This is a genomic window from Pantoea sp. Ae19-2 (assembly GCF_059801205.1).
The window spans coordinates 784,451-807,830 of record NZ_JBCHWE010000001.1 but is presented as its reverse complement, the minus strand read 5'-3'; the positions used below and the strand labels follow the sequence as shown (position 1 = coordinate 807,830).

Below are 23,380 nucleotides of genomic sequence, written 5' to 3'. Positions count from 1 at the left end.
CACCGGGCAGAGGAATCTGCCTGAACATAATAATTCAGGAGTTCGGGGATGATGAAAAACATAGCGGCACTGGTTCTGGCAGCGGTGGCCATCCAGGCACAGGCCGAAAATCTTACGGTGGTGTCCTTTGGGGGCACCAACAAGGACGCACAGGATAAAGCGTTTTATAAGCCTTTCATGGCCTCGGGGAAGGACAGCATTGAAGCCGGTGAATATAACGGCGAAATGGCACGCATCCGCGCAATGGTTGAAACCCAACAGGTCGGCTGGGATGTTGTAGAACTGGAAACCCCGGAACTGGAGCGGGGCTGTGAAGAAGGGCTGTTTGAAACCCTGGACTGGAGCAAGTTAGGCAACAAAGCCGACTTTGCCAAGGGGAGCGTGAGCGAATGTGGTGCGGGCTTCTTCGTCTGGTCTACCGTACTGACCTACGATGGCAACAAGCTCAAAACCGCCCCCACCAGTTGGGCAGATTTTTGGGATGTGAAAAAATTCCCCGGCAAACGCGCCCTGCGTAAGAGCGCGAAATACACGCTGGAAATCGCGCTGATGGCGGACGGCGTGAAGCGCGAAGACGTTTACAAGGTGCTGGCAACCCCAGCGGGCGTCGATCGTGCCTTCAGGAAACTGGATGAGCTAAAGCCGAATATTCAGTGGTGGGAATCGGGCGCGCAGCCCCTGCAGTGGCTGGTTTCAGGCGACGTGACGCTGGCATCGGCCTATAACGGCCGCATCGGCACCGCTCAGGCAGAAGGTCATAATTTCAAAATCGTCTGGGACGGTAACCTGTACGACTTCGATAACTGGGCGATTGTGAAAGGCTCAAAGCACAAAGCGCTGGCAGAGAAATTTATCGCTTTCTCGCTGCAGCCCGAGAACCAAAAAGTGTATGCCGAAAATATTCCTTATGGCCCCGCCAATATCAAGGCAGGCAAACTGCTGACGGCCGATCGTCTGGCTCAGTTGCCAACGGCGCCGGAAAACATGGCCAAAGCCGTTCAGGTTAACGCCACATTCTGGCTGGAACATGGCGAAGAGCTGGAACAGCGCTTTAACGCCTGGGCCTCGAAATAACCCGCTGCCGGACCCGCTCCGGCAGCCCCCTTTCAGGAGATCGGCATGAGTCAAAACCCCGTGATGAATTCAGCGCCCGTCAGACGTACGGAAGGCGCTTTCAGTCTGCGCCAGCAATTTAACCGGGCAGGTTGGTTAAAAACACAACGCTCCCTGTTTTTAGTTGCCCCGTTACTGATTTTCGTCGTGGTGTGCTTTTTGTTCCCCATCGGCTCTATCCTCAGTATGAGCGTCAATAACCCTGAGCTTCACGACGCACTTCCGCAAACCAGCCAGGCCCTGGCTAAATGGAACGGCAAGGCGCTGCCGGATGAAAGCCTGTTTGCCACGCTGGCGAAGGAAGTCAGCGCGGCGCGCGAGCAGGGCCAGATCTCTGGCATTGCGAAGCGATTGAGTTATGAAGACAATGCGTTTCGTCGCCTGATCCTGGCCGTGCCCCGCCAGGCCCCCGAGGATGGGGTTAACGTCAAAGCCACCCTCATTGATAAGCAGCCCCTGTGGGGCGAGCTGTCTACCTGGCAAACCCTCAAGCGCGTAGCCAAACCCTATACCAGCTATTACCTGCTGTCAGTGTTTGACCACAAGGTTGATGCAAAGACCGGCGACATCGTCGCGCAGTCCCCCGATCAGGCGCTTTATGTGAACGTTCTGCTACGTACGCTGTGGATGGCGACCGTGGTCACCTTGCTGTGCGTGGGCCTGGGCTATCCGCTGGCCTACTGGCTGGCGAAGCAGCCGTCCAACCGCGCCAACCTGCTAATGATTATGGTGCTGTTGCCCTTCTGGACCTCATTGATCGTGCGTACCGCCAGCTGGATTGTCCTGCTGCAGTCAGGAGGATTAATTAACCGGACGCTGATGGCGACAGGGCTCATCGACAGTCCGCTCACGCTGGTGTTCAACCGGGTCGGCGTGTACATCTCTATGACGCATATCCTGCTGCCCTTCATCGTGCTGCCCTTGTATGCCGTCATGAAAGGGATTTCTCCCAGCTATGTCCGAGCGGCCGTGTCGCTGGGTGCCCATCCCTTTGTGGCCTTCTGGCGCGTCTATGTCCCGCAGACCTATGCCGGGATTACCGCAGGCGCGCTGCTGGTGTTCATGATGGCGATTGGCTATTACGTTACGCCAGCGCTGTTGGGCGGGCCGGACGATCAAATGGTCAGCTACTTTGTCGCCTTTTTTACCAACAGCACCATGAACTGGGGCATGGCCGCCGCCCTGGGGAGCCAGTTGCTGATTATCGTGACGTTGCTGTATGTGGTGTATTCACGTGTCACCCGGACGTCATCCGAGGCGGCAGTACGTTAAGGAGCAAATGATGAAACAACAAGGTTCGACGTTGCTGCGGGTCTGGCGTTACCTGTTTAATTTTTACGGCGCAGCGGCACTGCTGTTTTTGATTGTGCCTGTTCTGGTCATTGTGCCGCTGTCGTTTAACGAAAGTTCGTTTCTGAGCTATCCGCTAAGTGGCTTTTCGCTGCGCTGGTACGAGGCCTTTTTTCACTCGAAGGAGTGGATAGGTGCGTTAATGAACAGCCTGCTGGTTGCGCCGCTAGCCACGCTACTGGCTAGCGTACTGGGCGTGCTGGCCGCCATGGGCCTGGTGCGCGGCGAGTTTCGCGGCAAAGGTCTGGTGATGGCAATCATTATCTCTCCCATGGTGGCGCCCGTCGTGATCATCGCCGTTGGCATGTTTTTCTTCTTTGCCAAACTGTCACTGCTGAACAGCTACCTCGGCCTGGTGTTAGCCCATGCCCTGTTGGGCGTTCCTTTTGTGGTGATCACGGTGGTCGCCGTACTGAAAAAGCTACGACACCAACCTGACGCGGGCCGCTGCCAGCCTCGGTGCCTCTCCGCTGCTGGCGTTTCGAAAAGTCACCCTGCCGCTGATTGCACCGGGCGTTTTTTCCGGGGCACTGTTCGCGTTTGCCACCTCATTTGATGAAGTTGTCGTGACGCTGTTTCTTGCCAGCCCAACGCAGCGGACGCTGCCGATTCAAATGTTTGCCGGTATTCGTGAAAACCTCGATCCCACTATCGCGGCCGCCGCCACAATCATGATTGCGGCTTCGCTCCTGTTACTGATCGTCATGGAAGTCCTGCGGCGGCGCGGGGAAAAGATGCGCCAGCCACAGCCGGTTTAGATAACAGTCAGCAAACCGGTTCAGGTTGTTAAACCGCCCACAGGGTTAACGTGTGGGCGGTTGTCTGATCTGGACAGTGCGCACCCAGCCCCTGTCAGCCTGGTCATGGGCAAAATCACGTCAGGGGCTGAACGGGCGGTACCACCACAGTTTGTTGAAACGGGCCAGCATGCTGTGCCGCATGTTCTACGGCACGCGCCATGACGTTGAGCGCAAATGGCGTTCCACTAAAGGCGGGAAGTTGATCATCAGGCGAATGAGGCGGCGATCAACGCCGCGTGCCCGCTTTGCGAACGGCCACGACCGCCCGCAAAGCTAACAGAAGGTATCAGTGACTGTTTTCGTTGTTGCGGCTCAGCCACAGAGATAAGGCTTTGAGTGAATCATCGGTAAACTCATCACAGCGGGCGGTGATTTCATCCGGGGTCATCCAGAAAATTTCATCCACTTCTTCTTCCTGCATAGCAAAAGGGCCGTGCGACACACAGCTGAATAATCCCCCCCAGACGCGGCAATGCTCATCTTCAAAATAGAATTTGCCATGTTCTGCAAAAGGCACATCCGCAATGCCCAGCTCCTCTTCGGCTTCACGCCGCGCCGATTCAAGCATGTCTTCGCCACTCTGCACTACGCCGCCAGCCGTCGCATCCAGTTTGCCTGGCATAAAATCTTTGATTTCAGTACGGCGCTGAACCAGTATTTTCCCCATACCGTCATGAACCACGATATAGGTCGCGCGGTGACGTAAGCATTGCGCGCGCATCTGCGCACGCGTGGCCTGTGCAACGACTTCATTCTCTTCGCTTACGATATCGACCCATTCGATTTCGCCACCAGCAGTTTGATCCACCATCCGTAACCCTTTCCTGTTTAGCGTGTCTTTATGCACGCGCTGTTTGCCACACCTATATCATAGTGTGTCGTAAGGTAATCACTTATGACAACTTGAGCAAGCGCCGATCGCTAGCGATTTTTGCCGCTTTCCGTTAGCCATAACTGTACTGATGCCCGCTGCCATTGAAACTCAGCATAGTGCTGCAAACGCGCAGGCAAGGTATCGCCATGCAGCGCCAGTCGATTAAGCATGACAGCCAAATCGGTATCTGCAATGCACCACTCACCAAATAAATTTTGCTGACGTTCTGGCAACAGGCGCTGAACAGCGGCAATCAGTTTTTCGGCGGCCTCAACGGCTGCAGGCGACAAGGGCGCAAAGCGCTCACCGGCAAATAACACCTCGGTAGGGCGCTCCTGGCGAATGGGCAGCAGATCGCTGCGCAGCCAGGCCTGAATTTGCCGGGCGCGGGCGCGTTTCTCGCGATCTTTGGGATAGAGGCGTTCAAATTCAGGGGCAGCAAAACGCTCTTCGAGGTATTCGCAGATGGCCGATGATTCACTCAGCATAAAGTCATCGACCTGTAAGGTCGGGACGCGGCAGGTTAACGACAGATCGCGATAGGTTTCAGCACGCTGCTGGTTTTGCGATAAATCGATACGCTTTACGCTAAAAGGCACCCCTTTTTCGCTGAGCGCAACATAAGCCGACATGACATAAGGACTAAAGAAAGATGAATCTGACCACAGGGTGATGGAGGGGTAATTCATCTGCTACCTCAAATAGCTGACAGGGGTGCATCATCTTTACCGATTTTTATTTCTGAAAACAACCAGGCGCTGGTCCGATGTTTGCGCTCAACTGACTAAATTACGAAGCGGCTCACGCCACACGGGTACGACTCTTCTATGATGAAGTAAGCAAAAAATAAAAATTCAGACGGAGCCGCACTATGCATATCTTAATTACCGGTGGAACCGGGCTTATTGGCCGCCATCTTATTCCACGTCTGCAACAGCGTGGCGACACGGTCAGCGTGGTCACGCGCGACGTTGCCGCTGCACGAGACATGCTGGGGGAAGATATCGCGCTCTGGTCAGGCCTGGCGCAACAGCACTCGCTGGATGGCGTGGATGCCGTTATCAACCTGGCCGGTGAACCCATCGCGGATAAACGCTGGACAGAGGCCCACAAACGGCAGCTGTGCGAGAGCCGCTGGCAGATAACGGAGCGCATTGCCTCCCTGATTAACGCCAGTACCACGCCACCGCGCGTCTTGATTTCGGGATCGGCAACGGGCTTTTATGGCAACACGGGCGACGTGGTATTAACCGAGGACGATCCCGGACAGAACGAGTTCACCCACGAACTTTGCGCCCGTTGGGAACAGCTGGCGCTGACCGCGCAGAGTGAGCGCACCCGCGTCTGCCTGCTGCGTACCGGCGTCGTGCTGACGCGAGAAGGCGGCGCGTTGAGTAAAATGAAACTGCCGTTTAAGCTGGGAATTGGTGGCCCGATTGGCAGCGGCAAACAGTATATGCCGTGGATCCACATTGATGACATGGTCAGCGGCATTCTGTGGCTGCTCGACGATGATGCCTGTAACGGCCCTTTTAACATGGTTGCGCCCTACGCCGTGCGCAATGAGCAGTTTGCCGCTACCCTGGGTGAGGTGATGCACCGCCCGGCTTTCATGCGCACGCCCGCCAGTGCCATCAAGCTGATGATGGGAGAATCGTCTGTACTGGTGCTGGGTGGGCAACATGTGCTGCCAAAACGGCTGGAGGCGTCGGGTTTTCGCTTCCGCTGGTATGAGCTGCAGAATGCATTACAGGATGTGGTGAAAAGCTGAGGATCAGGGGAGCACTTGCTCCCCTTCGCTTTTTTACTGAGAGGTGACCGCGGTTTTCGACTTCACCGTGGAACGCAGCGCGCCGTGATTCGGTTGCGGTACGCGGATGATAAACGTCAGCACACCGGCAAACACATACAGGCAGGTGTAAGCCCAGACCACGCCGACGATATCAAAGAACGGCAGCATCATGGAGGCGATGGCGGGCGCAACAAAATTGCTCATGCCTGCAGACAGGTTATACACCGAGACGGCCGCGCCCTGATGATGGGGCTCCAGCGTAGGGAAAACCGCCGTCATGGGCACAAAGGCCGCCACGAAAATGCCCAGCATCACGGCAGGAATCAGGGCGACCAGGAAATTGTGACCGGCATAGACAGGCAGGTAATAGAACGCCAGGCTGGAGATCGCCATGCCGAGGCAGCCAAACCAGCGCACCTGGCGAATCCAGCCAATACGTTCACCCATGATGCCCCAGAAGATATTGGTAAAAATGGTGACAAAAAAGAACACCGCCCAAATCTGCAGCCACTCTGAGAGCGTAAACCCAAGCCGATCCACAAACAGCAGCGGCATAATGATGGCAAAACCAAACAGCGACAGCGTATTAATAATGCGGATCAGACAGGCGTAAAACACATGCTGGTTGGTGAACAGGATAGTCACCGCACGCGACATTTCCGTCATTTTTTCCCGCAGGGGTAAGTTGACGCGAGAACGATCGACCGGCACGTTGCGCAGGCTAAAATAGGCCAGCAAGCCGCCGCAGGTTACCCAGCCAATCGCCAGCCAGAGCGTGCCGGTTTCACCAATGTAAGGAATGATCAGGCTGGGCAGATAGCTCCCGACCACGCCGATGCCTACCGAATACATCGCCCAGAACCAGCCCGTGGCAGCCGCCAGCCGTTCCCGTGGCAGCACCTGCACCAGCAGCAACATAAATGAGTAGATAAACAGCGGATAGGCCAGGCCACGGATACCGTAAAACAGCAACATAAGAGGATAATTGCGCATCCCCAGCCCCAGGCTCATAAACAGGGCGTGCATGACAACCCACAAGATAAAACCGATCAGCATAGCGCGCTGCGGCGTAATCAGCTCCGCCACCACACCGGATGCCCAGGCGGCCAGCGCCACCGCTAAACCGTAAAAGGTAAACACCAGCGCCGACTGCCCCGGCGTGAATCCCATATCGGTAATATGACGTGACAGGAACGCCATCTCGAAACCGTCACCTGCCATAAAAACAGCGATGGCGACAAATCCCCAGATCAGATGTTTGGGCAAGCCAAACCAGTACGCAGTAGAGTGCATGACGATCGTCCTTCTCTGTTTGGTTACAGGTTAATCAGGCCAGCGAACGGGACTGAGAGTGTTGACGGTAAAGCTCACGGAACTGAGCCAGCCGTTGCTGCAGCCCCTGACGAACCTCAGGATTGGGCAGGAAGCGCGCCTGTATCGGGGGTTTAAGACACACCTGCGCTTCATCACCGCCCGCAGCCAGCCAGGCCAGGCGCGCCGCGCCCAGTGCACCGGATGCGCTGGCGGGATGCGTCACGACAGGCAGCGCCAGCACATCGGCGATCAGCTGCGCCCACAGGCTGCTGCGCGCGCCGCCGCCGGTCAGGCTGAACTGGGTAATGGCACGCCGTCCTTCCCCTAAGACGGTCAGGCCGTCGGCCAGGCCAAAGGTTACGCCTTCGAGCACCGCATAGCCTAGTAAGGCACGCTGGGTTTCGTGCCGCAGATAAAAAAACGCGCCCGTCGCATCAGGATCGTTGTGCGGGGTACGTTCTCCAGAGAGATAAGGCAAGAAAAGCGGGGCCTGCTGTTTTTGTGCCGGACCCAGCGCAGCAATCTCTTCCAGCAGTTGGTTTTCACTGACCGAGAGCAACTGGCACAGCCAGCGCAGGCAGCTTGCGGCGCTGAGCATGACGCTCATCTGGTGCCAGCGATCAGGCAGCGCATGGCAAAAAGCGTGCACGCCTGACTGCGGATCGGCCTGCAGCCGGTCATTAACCACAAAGATGACGCCAGAGGTGCCAAGTGAAATAAACGCATCGCCAGGATTCACGGCGCCCACGCCAACCGCCGAGGTGGCATTATCCCCGCCGCCGCCTGCAATGATGACCGACGAGGAGAGCCCCCATTCGTCGGCAATCGCCGGCCGTAACGTGCCGCTGACGGCATTCCCTTCGACGAGTGCAGGCATCTGGTCACGACGCATTCCCGTTGCGGCCAGCAGTGCCGCTGACCAGTCGCGTTTGGCGACGTCCAGCCATAAGGTGCCCGCGGCATCCGAGGGATCGGTGACAAAGCGCCCGGTCAGGCGCCAGCGCAGGTAATCTTTTGGCAATAACACTTTGCTAATGCGACGAAAGCAGTCAGGCTCATGCCGGGCCACCCAGCACAGCTTTGGGGCCGTGAAGCCCGGCATGATCATATTGCTGCTAATGTGCATGATTTCGGGATGATGCTGACCCAGCCAGTGGCATTCTGCCGCGCTGCGTGTGTCATTCCACAGAATGCAGGGCCGTAAAACTTCACCCTGCTCATCCAGCAGCACCGCTCCGTGCATTTGTCCTGACAGCCCAATCGCCTCTATCGCAGACCAGGCCAGAGGTGCCTGCTGACGCAGACGCGTGATGACCTGATGGCAGGCGCGCCACCAGTCATGCGGGTCCTGCTCTGCCCAGTGCGGATGGGGGCGCTGCACGGCCAGGGCGGCATGTTCCGATGCCACGATCTCGCCCTGCGCATTCACGATCAGCGCTTTAAGCTCAGAGGTGCCGATATCGATACCCAGATACATATTCGCCCCCTAAACCACGGCCAGCGGTTGTTCTGGCTGGACTTGCCACGTTTCCAGCCCGGCGACGGTGGTGCTAAGCCGCGCATGAAAATCCTGTGATGTGGCCAGCTCAGCAAACAGGGACGTCTGGGTCATGTAAGCCTGTAACGGATCGGCATGGGCAAACCACTGCTGTACCACTTCAGGTTGCAGCACGCCATCCTGATAGTCATAAGGCAGCTCGCCACTGGCCCAGCGTTGCAAAAACAGATAGAACAGCGCCGGGAGCACCAGGCTGGCCGCAGGCGGCGTGCCGCGCTGATAGCATTCCCGTAGCGTCGGCGTCACCATGGCGGGAATTTTTGACAGACCGTCAGCCGCCACCCGTTGGTTGGTATCTTTTATCCACGGATTGCTAAAGCGGGACAGGACAACATCCCGATACTCCGCCAGGTTGAGCGGGCTGGGTGAAAGTGAAGGTATGACATCCTGTGAGACATATTCCCATGCCATCTGGTGGATGGCTTTCTGACGGGTGCTTTCATCAATGTAAAGCAAACCGATAAGCGTGCCCGCCCAGGCAATGGCGCTGTGGGTGGCGTTAAGAATACGAATCTTGGCTTCTTCCCAGGGCAACACCGACTCGACCAGCTCGACGCCCACCTGCTCCAGCGCCGGACGCCCGGCAATAAAATCGTCTTCGATCACCCACTGGATAAAGGACTCAGCCATCACCGGCACCGCATCATCTTTACCGGTTGCCGCCTGAACGCGCTCCGCGACGTCAGGCGTGGGACGCGGGGTGATTCGATCCACCATGGTATTCGGCGAGGTGGTGTTGTCACGCACCCAGGCGGCCAGCTCACCTGCCCCTTTTGCCGCAAGGAAGGCCAAAAAACCCTGACGGAAACGCTCACCGTTGTGGCGCAGATTGTCGCAGTTCAACAGGGTCACGGGCGCCCCACCGTTGACGACGCGTGCCGTCAGGATACGCGCCAGCGCGCCATACAAGGTTCGCGCCTCGCCATTCAGATCCGCCTGAATATCGGGCTGCTGCAGGTCAAGCTCATGTTCCGGTGTTAAATAGTAACCCGCTTCGGTCACGGTGAAGGCGATTACCCGGGTGCATGGATCGGCGCCCTGCTGCACCAGCGCGCTGATCTCTTTGTCCCACGGCAGAACCTGCCGAATGGAGGTAATGGTCTCGTAGTGACGCTCGCCCTCAGGCGTGACCGTCTCCAGCACATATTCCCCTTGCTGGGCGGTTAGCTGCGTCAGTAACGGCGTTGCGTCATCGCGGATATTGCCCAGCGCGATATGCCAGCGGCTGTCGCCCTGCTGCATCAGGCGGTGCAGATACCATGCCTGATGGGCACGATGGAAAGAGCCTGCGCCGATATGCATCCAAACTGATGGTGTCATCATGACCTCTTTAGGCATTTGTTTAAATTAAGGGCATTTGCCCGATGCACATATGTTAATCAGAGGTAACGTCAAGGTTCTGTGATTAATTTCACATTTAAGACATTGGCCCGTTAATTGGGCTTTTGCCCTGATAGGCTTTTAAACAGATTGCGCGATAAAATGGCGATCCGCAGAGAAGGGAATGGCGCAATGAACAAAGAAGAGAAGAAACAGGAGTTGGCGGCGCGTGCCGCCTGGATGTATTACGTCGCTGGGTTAACACAGCAGGAGATCGCCCGGGCACTGGGATTGTCGCGCCAGGTGGCCCAGCGTTTGATTTCCGGGGCGCGTGAAATGGGCATGGTCAGCGTAAAGATCGCCCACCCCGTGACGCACTGCCTGCGTCTGGCGCACGACGTGCAGGAGAAATTTGGCCTGCAGCACTGCCGCGTGGTGCCTTCCGGCGATCTGGACGACAATGCCATACAGCAAATGCTGGCGGTAGAAGGCGCAGAGGTGATGTCGCAGTTTATCAATAACGACGAACCGCAGGTGTTTGGCATCGGTTCGGGAAAAACCCTGCGTGCCATTATTGATGCGCTTCCCTGGGTTGAACGACCGCAGCATCACTGTGTTTCCATGATTGGGGCCATCGCCCGCGACGATTCAGGCACCCGCTACGACGTGCCGCTTAAGCTGTCTGAAAAAATGCAGGGCAAGTATTTCTTCATTCCCGCCCCGCTGTTCGCCGACAGCCCAGACGATAAGCAGATGTGGTGCCAGCATCAGGTCTATCAGCGCGTGGTCAACCGTGCACGACAGGCCCACGTCACCTTTTTGGGAATTGGGGAGGTCAATCCCGGCTGCCCGCTCCATGCCGAAGGCTTTATCACAGACAGCCAGGTGCAGGCGCTGAATGCGCGCGGCGTGGTCGGGGAAATGCTCGGTCATTTCTTCAATCAGCAGGGCGAACGCGTGTTAGGGGAAACCGATGCGCTGTTAACCAGCGTGGCGCTGGAAAGCCAGACGACGCGCAATATCATCGGCTTTGCCGGCGGGGAGCGAAAATATGCCGCTATTCAGGCGGCGTTGAACGGCGGCTGGATATCGGGCCTGGTGACCGATGAAGCCACCGCCGTGCGCCTGCTGAATAACCGATAGCTTGCCTACTTAAGCGATCCCTTCAGGAACTGCTGTAAGCGCGGGCTCTTGGGCTGACCAAATAATTCAGCCGGTGGCCCCTGCTCCTCAATTTTCCCCTGATGCAGGAAAATGACGTGGCTGGAGACGTGACGGGCAAATTCCATTTCGTGCGTGACCACCACCATGGTTTTCCCCTCTTCGGCCAGCTTCTGCATAATACGCAGCACCTCACCGACCAGCTCAGGATCCAGGGCTGAGGTGGGCTCATCAAATAACAGCACCTCCGGCTCCATCGCCAGCGCGCGGGCAATGGAGACGCGCTGCTGCTGCCCTCCCGAGAGATGGACGGGATATTTTCCCTGCGCGCGCTCGTCGATGCCGACCTTGTTCAAATAGGTAATCGCGCGCTCACGTGCCTGCGCTTTACTCAGGCCCAGCACCTGAATCGGCGCTTCCATAACGTTTTCCAGCACCGTCATGTGGCTCCACAGGTTGAAATGCTGAAAGACCATGGTCAGACGGGTACGAAGCAGGCGCAGCTGCTCCTTGTCTGCCACCTTCAGCTGGCCGTCCGTATCGCGTACCAGGGTAATAGCGGTCTTGTTGACCACAATGGTGCCTTCACTCGGCTTTTCGAGGAAGTTAATACAGCGCAGAAAGGTACTTTTCCCGGAACCCGACGAGCCAATAATACTGATGACATCGCCCGCATTGGCGTTCAATGACACACCTTTTAATACTTCATGTTCACCGTAACGTTTATGCAGGTCGGTGACGCTTAATTTGTTATCAGCCATAGTCTTACTCAATGCGATGAAGAAGGTTTCACGTGCGCCAGCCAACGACGTTCCGCAAGACGAAACAGGCTAATCAGCACGTAAGAAATAATCAGGTATAACACGGCCGCAATGCCGAACGCGGTAAAGGGCTGATAGGTTGCCGCGTTAATGTCCCTGGCGATTTTCAGCAAATCAGGCACGGTTGCGGTAAAGGCCAGTGCGGTAGAGTGCAGCATGAGTATGACTTCGTTGCTGTAAACCGGTAAGGCCGTGCGCAGTGCAGAAGGCAAAATAATGCAGCGATACAGTTTAAAGGTCGAGAAGCCATAGGCTCGCGCCGCTTCGATTTCACCGTGTGGCACGGCACGAATCGCCCCGGCAAAAATTTCCGTGGTGTAAGCGCAGGTATTAAGGGTAAATGCCAGTAGCGTACAGTTCAGGCCGCTGCGGAAAAACGCATTCAGTAGCTCTGTGCCTTTCACGATTTCCAGCGTATACATGCCGGAATAGAACACCAGCAGTTGCACATAGAGTGGCGTACCGCGAAACACATAGGTAAAGAGCCACACCGGCAGGCTGATAAAACGATTGGGTGATACACGCGCAATCGCCAGCAACACGGCCATGCAGCCGCCCAGTACGACCGAGACAATCAGCAGCCATAGCGTAATCGCCACGCCTGTGAAGCGATAACCGTCTGTCCAGAGCAGCGACTTCCAGTATTCGTGAATAATCTCGATCATAGCTCCGCCCTCTTCACGCCGACCGTGTAGCGGCGATTGAGCCACCAGAGAATGCCGTTAGACAAGGTGGTAAAGACCAGATAAATCACGCCCGCCACGATAGCAAAATAAAACGGCTGCCAGGTGCTTTTACCTGCCAGCTGCGTGGCTTTTACCACATCCTCCAGCCCCAACAGGGAAACCAGCGCCGTGGCTTTCAGGATCACCTGCCAGTTATTACCGATGCCGGGCAGCGCGTAGCGCATCATCGCCGGGAACAGGATACGGCGGAAAACCTGCGAACCGGTAAAACCAAACGCCGTGGCGGCTTCAATCTGCCCTTTTGGCACCGCCATAAAGGCGCCACGGAAGGTTTCGGTAAAATAGGCGCCATAGATAAAGCCCAGGGTGATGATGCCAGCCACCATGGGATCGATATCGAACTGGGCCAGGCCAAGCGCATCGGTGAGATGGTTGAGAGCGATCTGCAGGCCGTAGAAAATCAGCAGCATCAGAACGAGGTCGGGCACGCCACGAATCAGCGTCGTGTAGCCCTCAAAAATCAGTGACAGCAGGCGATTGCGCGACAGCTTCGCGCCTGCGCCAATCAGACCCAGGATCACCGCCAGCAGCACCGAGCTCAGGGCGAGCTCAAGCGTGACCAGCGTGCCTTTTAAAATGACATCAGAGTAGCCATACAACATGGAAAAGGTCCTGTCGTGGGGTGGAAACGACGCTGCGCCGTCGTGCAGACGGGCAGCGCAGCTTCTGTTCTCGCATAGCCGATGACACAGGGTTGCTCCGACCAGAGGGATCGGGACAACCCAGGGCTTATTCTGTTATGCGAACAACAGAGGCGAAGACGACAGATCAGTCACCGTACACGTTGAAATTAAAGTATTTCTTCGCAATTTTGTCGTAGGTACCGTCTTTACGCATTGATTCAAATGCTTTATCGATGGCCGCTTTCAACTCGGTATCGTCTTTACGTAATCCCATACCGGTTCCGACACCGAAGATTTTATCGTCTTTCACGGCCGGACCTGCAAACGCATAGCTTTTACCGACAGGCTGTTTCAGGAAGCCTTCGGCGGCCTGAACTTCGTCCTGGAAGGCGGCGTCAATGCGGCCAGCGGTCAGATCCTGATAGACCAGATCCTGGTTGGCATAAGGCGTTACGGTTACGCCTTTTGGACGCCAGTACTCATTCGCGTAGGTTTCCTGAGTAGTGCCCTGCAGCACGCCGATGTTTTTGCCTTTCAGCGCCTCAGGCGTCGGCTCGATTTTTGATCCTTTCGGCGCGACTAAGCGTGCGTTAGCGGCATACAGTTTGTCTGAGAACGCAATCTCTTCCTGACGTTTAGCGGTGATGGACAGCGAGGAGATGATGGCATCGATTTTCTTCGCTTTCAGCGACGGAATCAGCGCATCAAAATCGCTTTCTACATAGGTACACTTGGTCTGGATACGTTTACAGATTTCGTTAGCCAGGTCGATATCAAAACCAACCAGCTGTCCTTGCGCGTTTTTCGACTCAAACGGCGGATATGTTGGGTCAGTGCCGACACGAATCGAGGTCGGTACTGCTGCAAATACGCTGGCCGCACTGGACAGGCCCAACATTAAAGAAAGAGCCAGAACACGCTTCTTCATAGATTACCCTCAAGTAAATTGCTTATTGTTATGTGATGCATGATGTGTGTTTGCGACGAACACTGCCTTTTCCTGTGCATGTTTCATGCCAGTTCTGCAGTTTTGCCGTCTGCCCAGCCGCCCGTTTGGTGACGAAAAGACTGGGTTTGTGAAAGGAATATATCAGTGATGTCGCAGAGAAAAAGCGATGTTGTGAACTTTTAGTTCAAGAAATGCAGGAACAGTGATCGCCCCCGCGTTTCTGCACCAAAGAAGGGCGAAAGAACACGCTTATGCACCTTGCCAGCGCACAAACAAGTCCTGCGGTAGTTCAATATCAAACTGATCAATGACCCGATTAACGGTCTGATCGACAAGCTGCTCGATAGTGGTTGGACGGTGGTAAAACGCCGGCACCGGCGGCATGATGATGGCCCCCAGTTCGGCCGCGGTCGTCATCATGCGCAGATGACCAATATGCAGCGGGGTTTCACGTACGCACAGGACCAGTTTACGCTGCTCTTTCAGCACCACGTCTGCTGCGCGCGTCAGCAGCGAGTCGCTGTAGCTGTGAACAATACCGGACAGGGTTTTCATTGAGCACGGCAGGATCACCATGCCCAACGTTTTGAACGACCCGGAGGAGATACTGGCGGCAATGTCCCGCACGTCATGAACCACGTCGGCCAGCGCCTGGACGTCCCGCAGGCTGTAGTCGCTTTCCAGGCTCAGCGTCTGACGTGCCGCATGGCTGATGATCAGATGGGTTTCCACGTCGCTGATCTGCTGCAAGACCTGCAATAGCCGGACGCCATAGATCACGCCGCTTGCGCCCGAAATACCAATAATGAGTCGTTTCATCGTTCAACCTTGCAGTGGCAAAGTGCACCATAATAGCGCAGACCGGCAGAAAACACAGAGGGCGGGATAAATCCCGCCCTCCTTTTTACATTCAGGTTCGCTTACCCTTCGTTATGCAGTTCGAGGTTTTCGACTTCGTTTTGACGGGCGATGGCTTTCGCATCGTCGTTACGCAGGGATTCCAGATATTCAAGATAGCCCTGATCGACGTCTTTCGTCACGTAGATGCCGTTAAAGACGGAGCACTCAAACTGCACGATATCCGGGTTCTCTTCCCGTACGGCTTCGATAAGGTCATCGAGATCCTGGAAAATCAGCGCATCTGCTTTGATAATCTGGCGAATCTCTTCCACTTCACGGCCGTGGGCAATCAGCTCGGTCGCGCTGGGCATATCAATGCCGTAGACGTTAGGAAAGCGCACTTCCGGCGCGGCAGACGCAAGATAGACTTTTTTCGCGCCCGCCTCTCGCGCCATCTCGATAATCTGCTCGGAGGTAGTGCCACGAACAATTGAGTCATCAATCAGCAGCACGTTCTTGTCGCGGAACTCAGCGCGGTTAGCGTTGAGCTTGCGGCGAACGGCGCTGCGGCGCAGTTGCTGGCCCGGCATGATAAAGGTGCGGCCCACGTAGCGGTTTTTCACAAACCCCTGACGGTAAGGCTTATCAAGGATGCGGGCGATTTCCAGCGCGGTATCCATCGAGGTTTCCGGAATGGGAATCACCACGTCGATATCCAGATCTTCCCACTCGCGGGCGATCTTCTGACCCAGCTTGGTGCCCATGCGCACGCGGGCGCTGTAGACCGAAATCTTATCCAGGAAGGAGTCCGGACGCGCAAAATAGACGTATTCGAACAGGCAAGGATTGTTTTTTGGATTTTCGGCACACTGACGGGTTGAAAGCTGCCCCTGCTCAGTGATGTAAACCGCTTCACCCGGTGCCACGTCACGGATAAATTCAAAACCCAGGGTATCCAGCGCCACGCTTTCGGAGGCGACCATGTACTCGGTACGGCCATCGGCAATGACGCGTTTGCCCAGCACCAGTGGCCGAATGCCGTTAGGATCGCGGAAGGCGACCATGCCGTGACCGATGATCATCGCCACCACGGCATAGGCGCCACGCACCTGCTGGTGGACGGCAGCGATGGCGGCAAACACGTTATCGGCTTCCAGCGGATAGTGCTGAAAACGATCCAGTTCCTGCGCAAAGATATTCAACAGGATTTCAGAATCGGAGGTGGTATTAACGTGACGGCGGCCTTTTTCGAACAGCTGCTTACGCAGCTCGTGGGCATTGGTCAGGTTACCGTTATGGGCAAGGGAAATACCGTACGGCGAGTTAACGTAGAATGGCTGGGCTTCAGAAGCGCTGGAGCTGCCCGCGGTAGGATAGCGTGCGTGACCAATCCCCATGTTGCCTTGTAAACGTTGCATATGACGCGCTTCGAAAACATCGCTGACCAGACCATTAGCCTTACGCAGGCGGAAGCAGTTCAGCGCATCGATGGTACAAATGCCTGCGGCATCCTGCCCACGGTGCTGGAGCACCGTTAACGCGTCATAGATCGACTGGTTGACCGGCATGAAACCGGTGATACCGACAATACCGCACATGTTGTCATTTCCTCATTAAGCCGTACGCCCGGTGGTCTCACCGGGGCAAAAAACTCGACGTGCTTTTCAGGTAGTCAAAAAACCACCTGATTATAGAACTGAACTCGGGAATAAGTTGAGACTGCTGCCAGTCCGGGCTCTTTGAAAAGCCCGTGAATGTATCCAGGAAGAACAGCAGAGCGGCCACGATGAGCACACCACGCAATGCCCCGAAACAAACGCCTAATACCCGATCGGTTCCCGACAGGCCAGTTTTCTCAACCAGCGAGCCGATAACGTAGTTCACGATTGCGCCCACAATCAGGGTCGCGATGAACAGCACCGCAATCGCGATTCCGTTACGAACCAGTTCGTCGTCAAAACCTGTGAACCAGACTGCAAGGTAGGCATAGTAATGACTGGCGACAAAAAACGCGCATCCCCAGGTAACAAGAGATAAGGCTTCGCGGACAAACCCTCGAACCAGGCTGACCAAAGCCGAAAAACCAACTACCGCAATAATGACGTAATCAATCCAGATCATGAACTCTTCCAGCGCCAGTGCCATTGCACCCCTGCTTCCAGTTCGGGGCGCATTCTAACAGAAAAAGAAAACGTTTGCGTAGGGGTTTTCAGGTTCTGCATCCATAAAAAAGGCGATGAAAAAATCCGTCTTCGCCTGTGTCATTTTCACCCCGCTAACAGGCTGAAAAGTTGTCAGAAATTTAGCGTTAAGCCGGGTCAGGCACTGCCGTTCTCATCCCGATTGGCGCTGCCTGTTATTTCTATCGGCAGCGCCAATCGGCGCTTTAGCGGGCGCTGTAAGACTTAACCACGCCGCTCAAGCCTGAAACGTTCTTCAGCTCGCCGACGGCCGCCTGCATCTTGGCTTTTGACGCATCCGGCCCCACGTAAATGCGGGTGATTTGTCCCTGCACGGGCGTAGACGGCACGGTATAGGCCCGGTAACCCGACAGGCGCAGTTTCGCCACAATCTCGTTAACCTTGCTGGCGTTCTTGAGTGCGCCTAACTGAACAACGTAAGCCTGACCGGCAGGCTGCGTTTCTTTGGGCTGCTCCGCAGGCGCGGTTTTTTCCGCAGGCTGCGACTGCTCGGCCGGTTTAGTTTTTTCAACAGGCTTAGCCTGCTCAACCGGTTTGGTTTTTTCTACCGGTTTGCTCTGCGTCTGCTCGACCGACTTCGGTTTAGCCTGCTCAACCTGTTTGGGTCGGGTTGGCTCAACCGGCCTGGCTTTCGGCGCTGCCGTGGCCGGAGACGAATGGACCGGTGGCGGTGAGACCACGCTCGGTTCGCTACTTTGCTCGGGCTGACTGCTGCCCTCGGCGGCGGCATCATCATCCGTATCAGAATGGCTGACCGCACTGCCTGCGCCTGCTGGCGGATGCGCAGGCAGCGACTGCGTCACCGGCGGCACCATTTCGCTGTCCTGCTGGTCATCGGGTTTGGGCACCAGCGGGATCGCGGCAAATTCTTCTTTATAATGTTTTTTCTTACCATCCAGCAGCCCCGGCAATACGATCACGCCGACGGCCACCAGAATAACGGTACCGACTAAACGGTTTTGAAACTTACTCGCCACGTCCTTTCTCCGTTTCAATCGATTCCATAACCTGCGCCACCGTCAGGAAAGAGCCGCAGACCAGAATAATATCCTGCGCTTCCGCCTGCTGGCGCGCCTGGTGCCAGGCCTGTTCAACATCCGCAAATGCCTGAGCGGACGTTACGTGCGCCATGAGCTGCTCCGCGCTGGCACCGCGCGGACCGGCCAAGGGTGCGCAATACCAGCAGTCCACCTGAGGTGCCAGGGCCGCCAGAGTGCCCGCAATGTCTTTATCGTGCAGCATCCCCACAACCGCATGGACGCGTCCGCTTTGCGGCAATGCAGCCAGTCGCGAGGCCAGATAGGTCGCCGCATGCGGATTGTGGGCAACGTCCAGAATCACCCGTGGGGATTCGCTGATGGTCTGAAAGCGTCCCGGTAAAATCGCCAGCGGCAGATGCGCACGAATGATTGCATCGCTCACGTTCAGCCCGGAGGCGCGCAGCGCCACCAGTGCGGTAGCCGCATTTGGCAACGGCACCTGAGGCAGCGGTAAATCATGCAGCTCGCCTTGCGCATCGCGCAGCGACCAGCTCTCTGCCTGCTGATGATAGTGCCAGTCGCGCCCGTGCTGCATTAACCGCGCACCTTTTTCACGGGCAACCTGAGCAATTGTGGCAGGCATATCAGGTTCACCGACCACGGCGGGTTTCGCCTGGCGGAAGACACCGGCTTTTTCCCGGCCAATACTGTCACGATCCGGGCCAAGCCAGTCGGTATGATCCAGCGCGATACTGGTAATCACCGCGACATCCGCATCGACAATATTGGTCGCGTCCAGCCGACCGCCCAACCCGACTTCCAGAATGACGACATCCAGCCCCGCCTGCTTAAACAGGTTAAGCGCCGAGAGCGTGCCAAATTCAAAGTAGGTCAGAGAAACCTTACCCCGTCCGGCCTCAATATCGGCAAAACTGGCGCTGTGTTGGGCTTCACTGAGTTCCTGCCCCTGAATCCGGACGCGCTCGGTGTAGCGCACAAGGTGCGGCGAGCTGTAAACCCCAACCCGATAGCCGGCTGCCATCAGTAAGGTTTCCAGGGTGCGACAGGTGGTCCCTTTGCCATTGGTGCCCGCAACGGTAAAAACGAAGGGTGCAGGCTTGAGCAGGTCCAGACCTTGCGCCACCTGGCGAATACGATCCAGGCCCAGTTCTATCGCCTGAGAGTGGAGGTGCTCAAGATAATAAAGCCACGTGGCCAAAGGCGACGTGGCTTGAGGAAGGTGAAGATTGTCCATATGTCCCGTTTTGCAAATTTATACCCGATGAAAGCCGCAAGGTATACGGTGCATTGGTGGAAGGCGCGACCTGCGCACCTTCTGTCTCCTGTCAGGCCTCGTTGCTCTCCGGATGGCTCGTCGCAGGTGCGAACGCTTCACCGTCGTGCAGCGGTGCGGGCAGATTCATCATTTTTGCCAGCAGACTCGCCAGTTTATAGCGCATTTCCGGACGACGAATGATCATATCAATCGCCCCTTTCTCGATCAAAAACTCACTCCGCTGGAAGCCCGGCGGCAGTTTTTCACGAACGGTCTGCTCAATCACACGTGGACCCGCAAAGCCGATCAGGGCTTTAGGTTCGGCAATATTCAGATCGCCCAGCATCGCAAAGCTGGCAGAGACGCCGCCCATGGTCGGGTCGGTCAGCACCGAAATATACGGCAGACCGCGTTCCTGCATTTTCGCCAGCGCGGCACTGGTTTTGGCCATCTGCATCAGCGACATTAACGCTTCCTGCATACGCGCACCGCCACTGGCGGAGAAGCAGATCAGCGGGCAGTTATCTTCCAGCGCCTGCTCAACAGCCCGGACGAAACGTGCGCCAACCACCGATCCCATTGAGCCGCCCATAAAGGCGAATTCAAAGGCGGCCGCCACAACCGGCATACCGTGCAGCTGACCTTTCATCACGATCAGCGCATCTTTCTCATTCGTGGCTTTCTGTGCAGCAACCAGACGATCTTTATACTTTTTGGAATCCCGGAACTTCAACAGATCCTTGGGTTCCAGCTCGCTGCCCAGCTCAACCAGCGTGCCCTGATCGAGCAGGCTCGCCAGGCGCTCACGGGCATGCATGCGCATGTGGTGGTCGCACTTAGGGCAGACCTCAAGATTACGCTCCAGCTCGGCACGATAAAGTACCTGGCCACAGCTGTCGCATTTTGTCCACACTCCTTCCGGAATACTGGCGCGACTTGTGGGCGTAATGTTGCTTTTATTAAGAATGCGTTCAATCCAGCTCATTGATGACCTTTCTGTTTAAAACTGACCTGGTCCAGTCGTCTTGATACTGCTGAAAACCGCTTCAGCAGACGGTAAATGTCGCTCATTAAACCACAACCAATTAAGACTGTGGATAAAAATCTGGTCTTACCCCTGAGCAACGCGGCTACTCAGGGATAATTTTACTGCTTAGCCTGGCGGCGATGGCGCCAGATTTCAATCACACCTGGCAGAATCGACACCACGATGATCCCGAGGATAAGCAGCTTAAGGTTTTCCTGTACCACGGGCAAATCGCCAAACAGATAACCCGCATAGGAAAACAGCAGCACCCAGGCCAGCGCGCCCGCGACGTTAAACAGGGCGAAGTGGCGGTAGGACATGTGTCCCATTCCGGCGACGAAAGGCGCAAAGGTCCGCACGATGGGCACGAAGCGCGCCAGGATAATGGTTTTCCCACCGTGCCGGGCATAAAAGGCATGGGTTTTATCCAGATAGCTGCGGCGGAAAATTTTCGAGTTCGGGTTGCTGAACAGCCGTTCGCCAAAGAGTTTGCCGATGGTGTAGTTCACGGCGTCCCCCAGAATAGCGGCAATGACCAATAGCGCCACCATGAGATGCACGTTGAGATCGTTACCCGGCAACGCGGCCAGCGCCCCTGCCACGAACAGCAGTGAATCACCCGGCAAAAACGGCGTGACGACTAAGCCCGTTTCGCAGAACAAAATCAGAAACAGGATGGCGTAGATCCAGATGCCATACTGCGCGACTAATTCGGCCAGATGCACATCAATGTGCAGAATAAAATCGACCACAAAATGGATAAACTCCATAACGATCCCTTGTACGTAAGGTTAATTAATCCGCGAGGAACAATGGCCCCATCGCCGGCTGAGGTAAAGCAAAATGCACGGGATAATCCACCGCCACCAGATAAAGCCCTTCGGCTTTCGCCGTTGCCGCCGCCAGCGTGCGATCTTTAGCCGCCAGCAGTTCCGCCATCCAGGATTCTGACTGATTGCCGCAGCCAATTTCCATCAGACTACCGACAATATTGCGCACCATATGGTGCACAAACGCATTGGCTTTAATATCGACAATCACATAAGGCCCGTGGCGCGTGACGTTCAGGTGCATCACGTTGCGCCACGGCGTTCGCGACTGACACTGCACGGCGCGGAAAGAGGTAAAATCATTCTCGCCCAGCAGGCACTGTCCGGCGCGCTGCATCTTTTCTACATCCAGAGGATAGTAAAAATGCGTCACGCCATTACCCAGAATCGCCGGACGGAGCCGCTGATTGTAGATCAAATAGCGATAACGCCTGGCGGTTGCGCTAAAACGCGCGTGAAAGTCGTCCGGCACCGCCTTGACCCAACGTACGGCGATATCGTCTGGCAGATTGGCGTTCACGCCCAGCGTCCAGGCGGCATCGGCGCGCTGCGCAACGGTTTCAAAATGCACCACCTGGCCGGTGCCGTGTACGCCGGCATCGGTGCGGCCGGCACAGAACACGCTGACCGGATGGTCGGCCACTTTCGACAGCGCCCGTTCCAGCTTTTCCTGCACGCTGCGCACTTCCTGCTGTCGTTGCCAGCCATAGTAGCGGCTGCCGTCGTACTCGATGCCCAGTGCCAGTTTTTGTGTCTGACCTTCTGACATCAGTACATGTACTCCTGAACCAGCTTCTCAGCGGTCTTCACTGCCATCAGCGCACCGCCGAAACGGACGTTGTCGGCCACCGACCAGAACTGCAACAGCTCAGGAATGCCGTAGTCGTTACGCACACAGCCAATGCTCAGTTCATCGCTGCCCGAGGCATCGGTAACCGGCGTCGGCACCGCATCCTCTTCGCTCAGATGAATATCCGCAGCCAGCGCCAGCTCTGCCCTTGCCTCTTCCGCCGACAGCGGGCGCAGGTTTTCAATATGTACGATCTGCGCATTGCCATAAAATACCGGCGCCTGAATGCTGCTGACCGCCACGGGCAAACCCTCGTCCTGCAGGACTTTGCGTACCTGATCGACCAGGCGGCGCTCGCTTTCTACGCTGCCTTCGCTATCTGCCAGCTGCGGCAGAAGGTTAAAGGCCAGCTGGCGGCCAAAATGGTGTTCGTCAGCGGGCACGCCGTTCAGCAGACGCGCACTCTCACCGGCCAGCGCATCCACGGCCACTTTGCCGTGGGTGGAGACAGAGATCAGATTGGTGACCTGTAAACGGCCCAAACCTGCCGCATCCACCAGCGGTTTGATTGCCGTCAGCAGTTGACTCACCAGATTATCCGCCACGCTGATGATGTTGCGATTACGGTAATCGGCCAGCACCTGTGGATTCACATCCGGCACCACCAGCGGCACGTCCGGTGACAGGGCAAACAGCTCGCTGCTGTCGATCACCAGACAGCCCGCGCCCGCCGCCTCTTCGGCATAGCGTTCTGATGCATCGCGACCGGCAACAAAAAAGGCCAGCTGCGCCTGTGACCAGTCAAACCCGGCCGCGTCTTCAACGCGCACAGAACGTCCTTCAAAACGTTTGATTTCACCGGCACCGTTGTCGCTCGCCAGCAAATACAATTCACCAACCGGGAACTGGCGTTGAGCCAGTAGTTCCAGTACAGCGTTCCCTACTGCGCCTGTTGCGCCCAGTAGCGCAATATTCCAGCCGTCAGACATGTTGGTTTACCTCAGACAATGACATA

General features: G+C 56.3%; 22 protein-coding genes and 1 pseudogene. 5 read left to right on the top strand and 18 right to left on the bottom strand.

What is annotated here, in order from left to right; translation table 11 throughout:
• Positions 1 to 48 precede the first annotated feature (48 nt).
• The 3 genes and pseudogenes from AAIE03_RS03915 (at position 49) to AAIE03_RS03905 (ending at position 3,221) form a co-directional block, all read left to right on the top strand.
• Positions 49 to 1,074, top strand: a complete 1,026-nt coding sequence (locus tag AAIE03_RS03915) for an ABC transporter substrate-binding protein (RefSeq protein WP_105082791.1) — start codon at positions 49 to 51, stop codon at positions 1,072 to 1,074.
• Positions 1,075 to 1,119: 45 nt separating this feature from the next.
• Complete coding sequence (locus tag AAIE03_RS03910; RefSeq protein WP_014605374.1) at positions 1,120 to 2,385, top strand: ABC transporter permease; 1,266 nt, start codon at positions 1,120 to 1,122, stop codon at positions 2,383 to 2,385.
• Positions 2,386 to 2,395: 10 nt separating this feature from the next.
• Positions 2,396 to 3,221: pseudogene (locus AAIE03_RS03905) on the top strand (ABC transporter permease).
• 328 nt (positions 3,222 to 3,549) lie between these two features.
• Here AAIE03_RS03905 and yfcD read toward each other — a convergent pair.
• Both yfcD and yfcF read right to left on the bottom strand, forming a co-directional pair.
• Positions 3,550 to 4,074, bottom strand: a complete 525-nt coding sequence (yfcD, locus tag AAIE03_RS03900) for an NUDIX hydrolase YfcD (protein ID WP_014594178.1) — start codon at positions 4,072 to 4,074, stop codon at positions 3,550 to 3,552.
• Between the two features lie 110 nt (positions 4,075 to 4,184).
• Entirely contained in the window at positions 4,185 to 4,826 is a 642-nt protein-coding gene (yfcF, locus tag AAIE03_RS03895; RefSeq protein ID WP_013026531.1) for a glutathione transferase, read from the bottom strand.
• A 182-nt stretch (positions 4,827 to 5,008) separates the two neighbouring features.
• Between yfcF and AAIE03_RS03890 the strand changes: the two genes are divergently transcribed.
• Entirely contained in the window at positions 5,009 to 5,908 is a 900-nt protein-coding gene (locus AAIE03_RS03890) for a TIGR01777 family oxidoreductase (RefSeq protein WP_013026532.1), read from the top strand.
• 33 nt (positions 5,909 to 5,941) lie between these two features.
• Here AAIE03_RS03890 and AAIE03_RS03885 read toward each other — a convergent pair whose 3' ends face one another.
• Genes AAIE03_RS03885 through dalD form a run of 3 tightly spaced genes read right to left on the bottom strand, consistent with a single transcriptional unit; the run spans position 5,942 to position 10,121 of the window.
• Positions 5,942 to 7,222, bottom strand: a complete 1,281-nt coding sequence (locus AAIE03_RS03885) for an MFS transporter (protein ID WP_498562798.1) — start codon at positions 7,220 to 7,222, stop codon at positions 5,942 to 5,944.
• Between the two features lie 34 nt (positions 7,223 to 7,256).
• A complete protein-coding gene (xylB, locus tag AAIE03_RS03880) occupies positions 7,257 to 8,720 on the bottom strand; it encodes a xylulokinase (RefSeq protein WP_015699838.1) in 1,464 nt (487 codons plus the stop codon).
• A 9-nt stretch (positions 8,721 to 8,729) separates the two neighbouring features.
• Positions 8,730 to 10,121 carry a D-arabinitol 4-dehydrogenase gene (dalD, locus tag AAIE03_RS03875; RefSeq protein WP_014605368.1) on the bottom strand — a complete coding sequence of 464 codons (1,392 nt, stop codon included), beginning with the start codon at positions 10,119 to 10,121 and terminating at the stop codon, positions 8,730 to 8,732.
• Between the two features lie 192 nt (positions 10,122 to 10,313).
• Here dalD and AAIE03_RS03870 point away from each other — a divergent pair, with 192 nt between their 5' ends.
• Positions 10,314 to 11,264, top strand: a complete 951-nt coding sequence (locus AAIE03_RS03870; RefSeq protein WP_022623441.1) for a sugar-binding transcriptional regulator — start codon at positions 10,314 to 10,316, stop codon at positions 11,262 to 11,264.
• 5 nt (positions 11,265 to 11,269) lie between these two features.
• On the opposite strand, the gene hisP is transcribed toward AAIE03_RS03870, so the two are convergent.
• The 13 genes from hisP to AAIE03_RS03805 all read right to left on the bottom strand — a co-directional run bounded on the left by hisP (position 11,270) and on the right by AAIE03_RS03805 (position 23,354).
• Positions 11,270 to 12,043: a histidine ABC transporter ATP-binding protein HisP gene (gene hisP / locus AAIE03_RS03865; RefSeq protein WP_013026537.1), complete on the bottom strand. Its 774-nt coding sequence runs from the start codon at positions 12,041 to 12,043 to the stop codon at positions 11,270 to 11,272.
• Positions 12,044 to 12,051: 8 nt separating this feature from the next.
• On the bottom strand, positions 12,052 to 12,768 hold the full coding sequence (locus AAIE03_RS03860; RefSeq protein ID WP_014594184.1) for an ABC transporter permease: 717 nt from the start codon (positions 12,766 to 12,768) through the stop codon (positions 12,052 to 12,054).
• Complete coding sequence (locus AAIE03_RS03855) at positions 12,765 to 13,451, bottom strand: histidine ABC transporter permease HisQ (RefSeq protein WP_014594185.1); 687 nt, start codon at positions 13,449 to 13,451, stop codon at positions 12,765 to 12,767. The genes AAIE03_RS03860 and AAIE03_RS03855 overlap by 4 nt, the downstream gene beginning before the upstream one ends.
• A 166-nt stretch (positions 13,452 to 13,617) precedes the next feature.
• Positions 13,618 to 14,400, bottom strand: coding sequence for a lysine/arginine/ornithine ABC transporter substrate-binding protein ArgT (gene argT / locus AAIE03_RS03850; protein WP_014594186.1), 783 nt, complete (start codon positions 14,398 to 14,400; stop codon positions 13,618 to 13,620).
• A gap of 270 nt (positions 14,401 to 14,670) precedes the next feature.
• Positions 14,671 to 15,240, bottom strand: a complete 570-nt coding sequence (locus tag AAIE03_RS03845) for a UbiX family flavin prenyltransferase (protein WP_013026541.1) — start codon at positions 15,238 to 15,240, stop codon at positions 14,671 to 14,673.
• A gap of 101 nt (positions 15,241 to 15,341) precedes the next feature.
• On the bottom strand, positions 15,342 to 16,859 hold the full coding sequence (purF, locus tag AAIE03_RS03840; protein ID WP_013026542.1) for an amidophosphoribosyltransferase: 1,518 nt from the start codon (positions 16,857 to 16,859) through the stop codon (positions 15,342 to 15,344).
• Positions 16,860 to 16,896: 37 nt separating this feature from the next.
• A complete protein-coding gene (gene cvpA / locus AAIE03_RS03835) occupies positions 16,897 to 17,382 on the bottom strand; it encodes a colicin V production protein (RefSeq protein WP_026021019.1) in 486 nt (161 codons plus the stop codon).
• A gap of 265 nt (positions 17,383 to 17,647) precedes the next feature.
• Positions 17,648 to 18,439, bottom strand: a complete 792-nt coding sequence (gene dedD, locus AAIE03_RS03830; protein WP_041930846.1) for a cell division protein DedD — start codon at positions 18,437 to 18,439, stop codon at positions 17,648 to 17,650.
• Positions 18,429 to 19,697, bottom strand: a complete 1,269-nt coding sequence (folC, locus tag AAIE03_RS03825; RefSeq protein WP_015699832.1) for a bifunctional tetrahydrofolate synthase/dihydrofolate synthase — start codon at positions 19,695 to 19,697, stop codon at positions 18,429 to 18,431. The genes dedD and folC overlap by 11 nt, the downstream gene beginning before the upstream one ends.
• Before the next feature lie 91 nt (positions 19,698 to 19,788).
• Positions 19,789 to 20,703, bottom strand: coding sequence for an acetyl-CoA carboxylase, carboxyltransferase subunit beta (gene accD, locus AAIE03_RS03820; RefSeq protein WP_013026546.1), 915 nt, complete (start codon positions 20,701 to 20,703; stop codon positions 19,789 to 19,791).
• Positions 20,704 to 20,864: 161 nt separating this feature from the next.
• On the bottom strand, positions 20,865 to 21,515 hold the full coding sequence (locus AAIE03_RS03815; protein WP_013026547.1) for a DedA family protein: 651 nt from the start codon (positions 21,513 to 21,515) through the stop codon (positions 20,865 to 20,867).
• Between the two features lie 25 nt (positions 21,516 to 21,540).
• Positions 21,541 to 22,344, bottom strand: a complete 804-nt coding sequence (gene truA, locus AAIE03_RS03810) for a tRNA pseudouridine(38-40) synthase TruA (protein WP_013026548.1) — start codon at positions 22,342 to 22,344, stop codon at positions 21,541 to 21,543.
• A complete protein-coding gene (locus AAIE03_RS03805) occupies positions 22,344 to 23,354 on the bottom strand; it encodes an aspartate-semialdehyde dehydrogenase (RefSeq protein WP_014594188.1) in 1,011 nt (336 codons plus the stop codon). Before AAIE03_RS03805 ends, truA begins: the two co-directional genes overlap by 1 nt.
• Positions 23,355 to 23,380 lie beyond the last annotated feature (26 nt).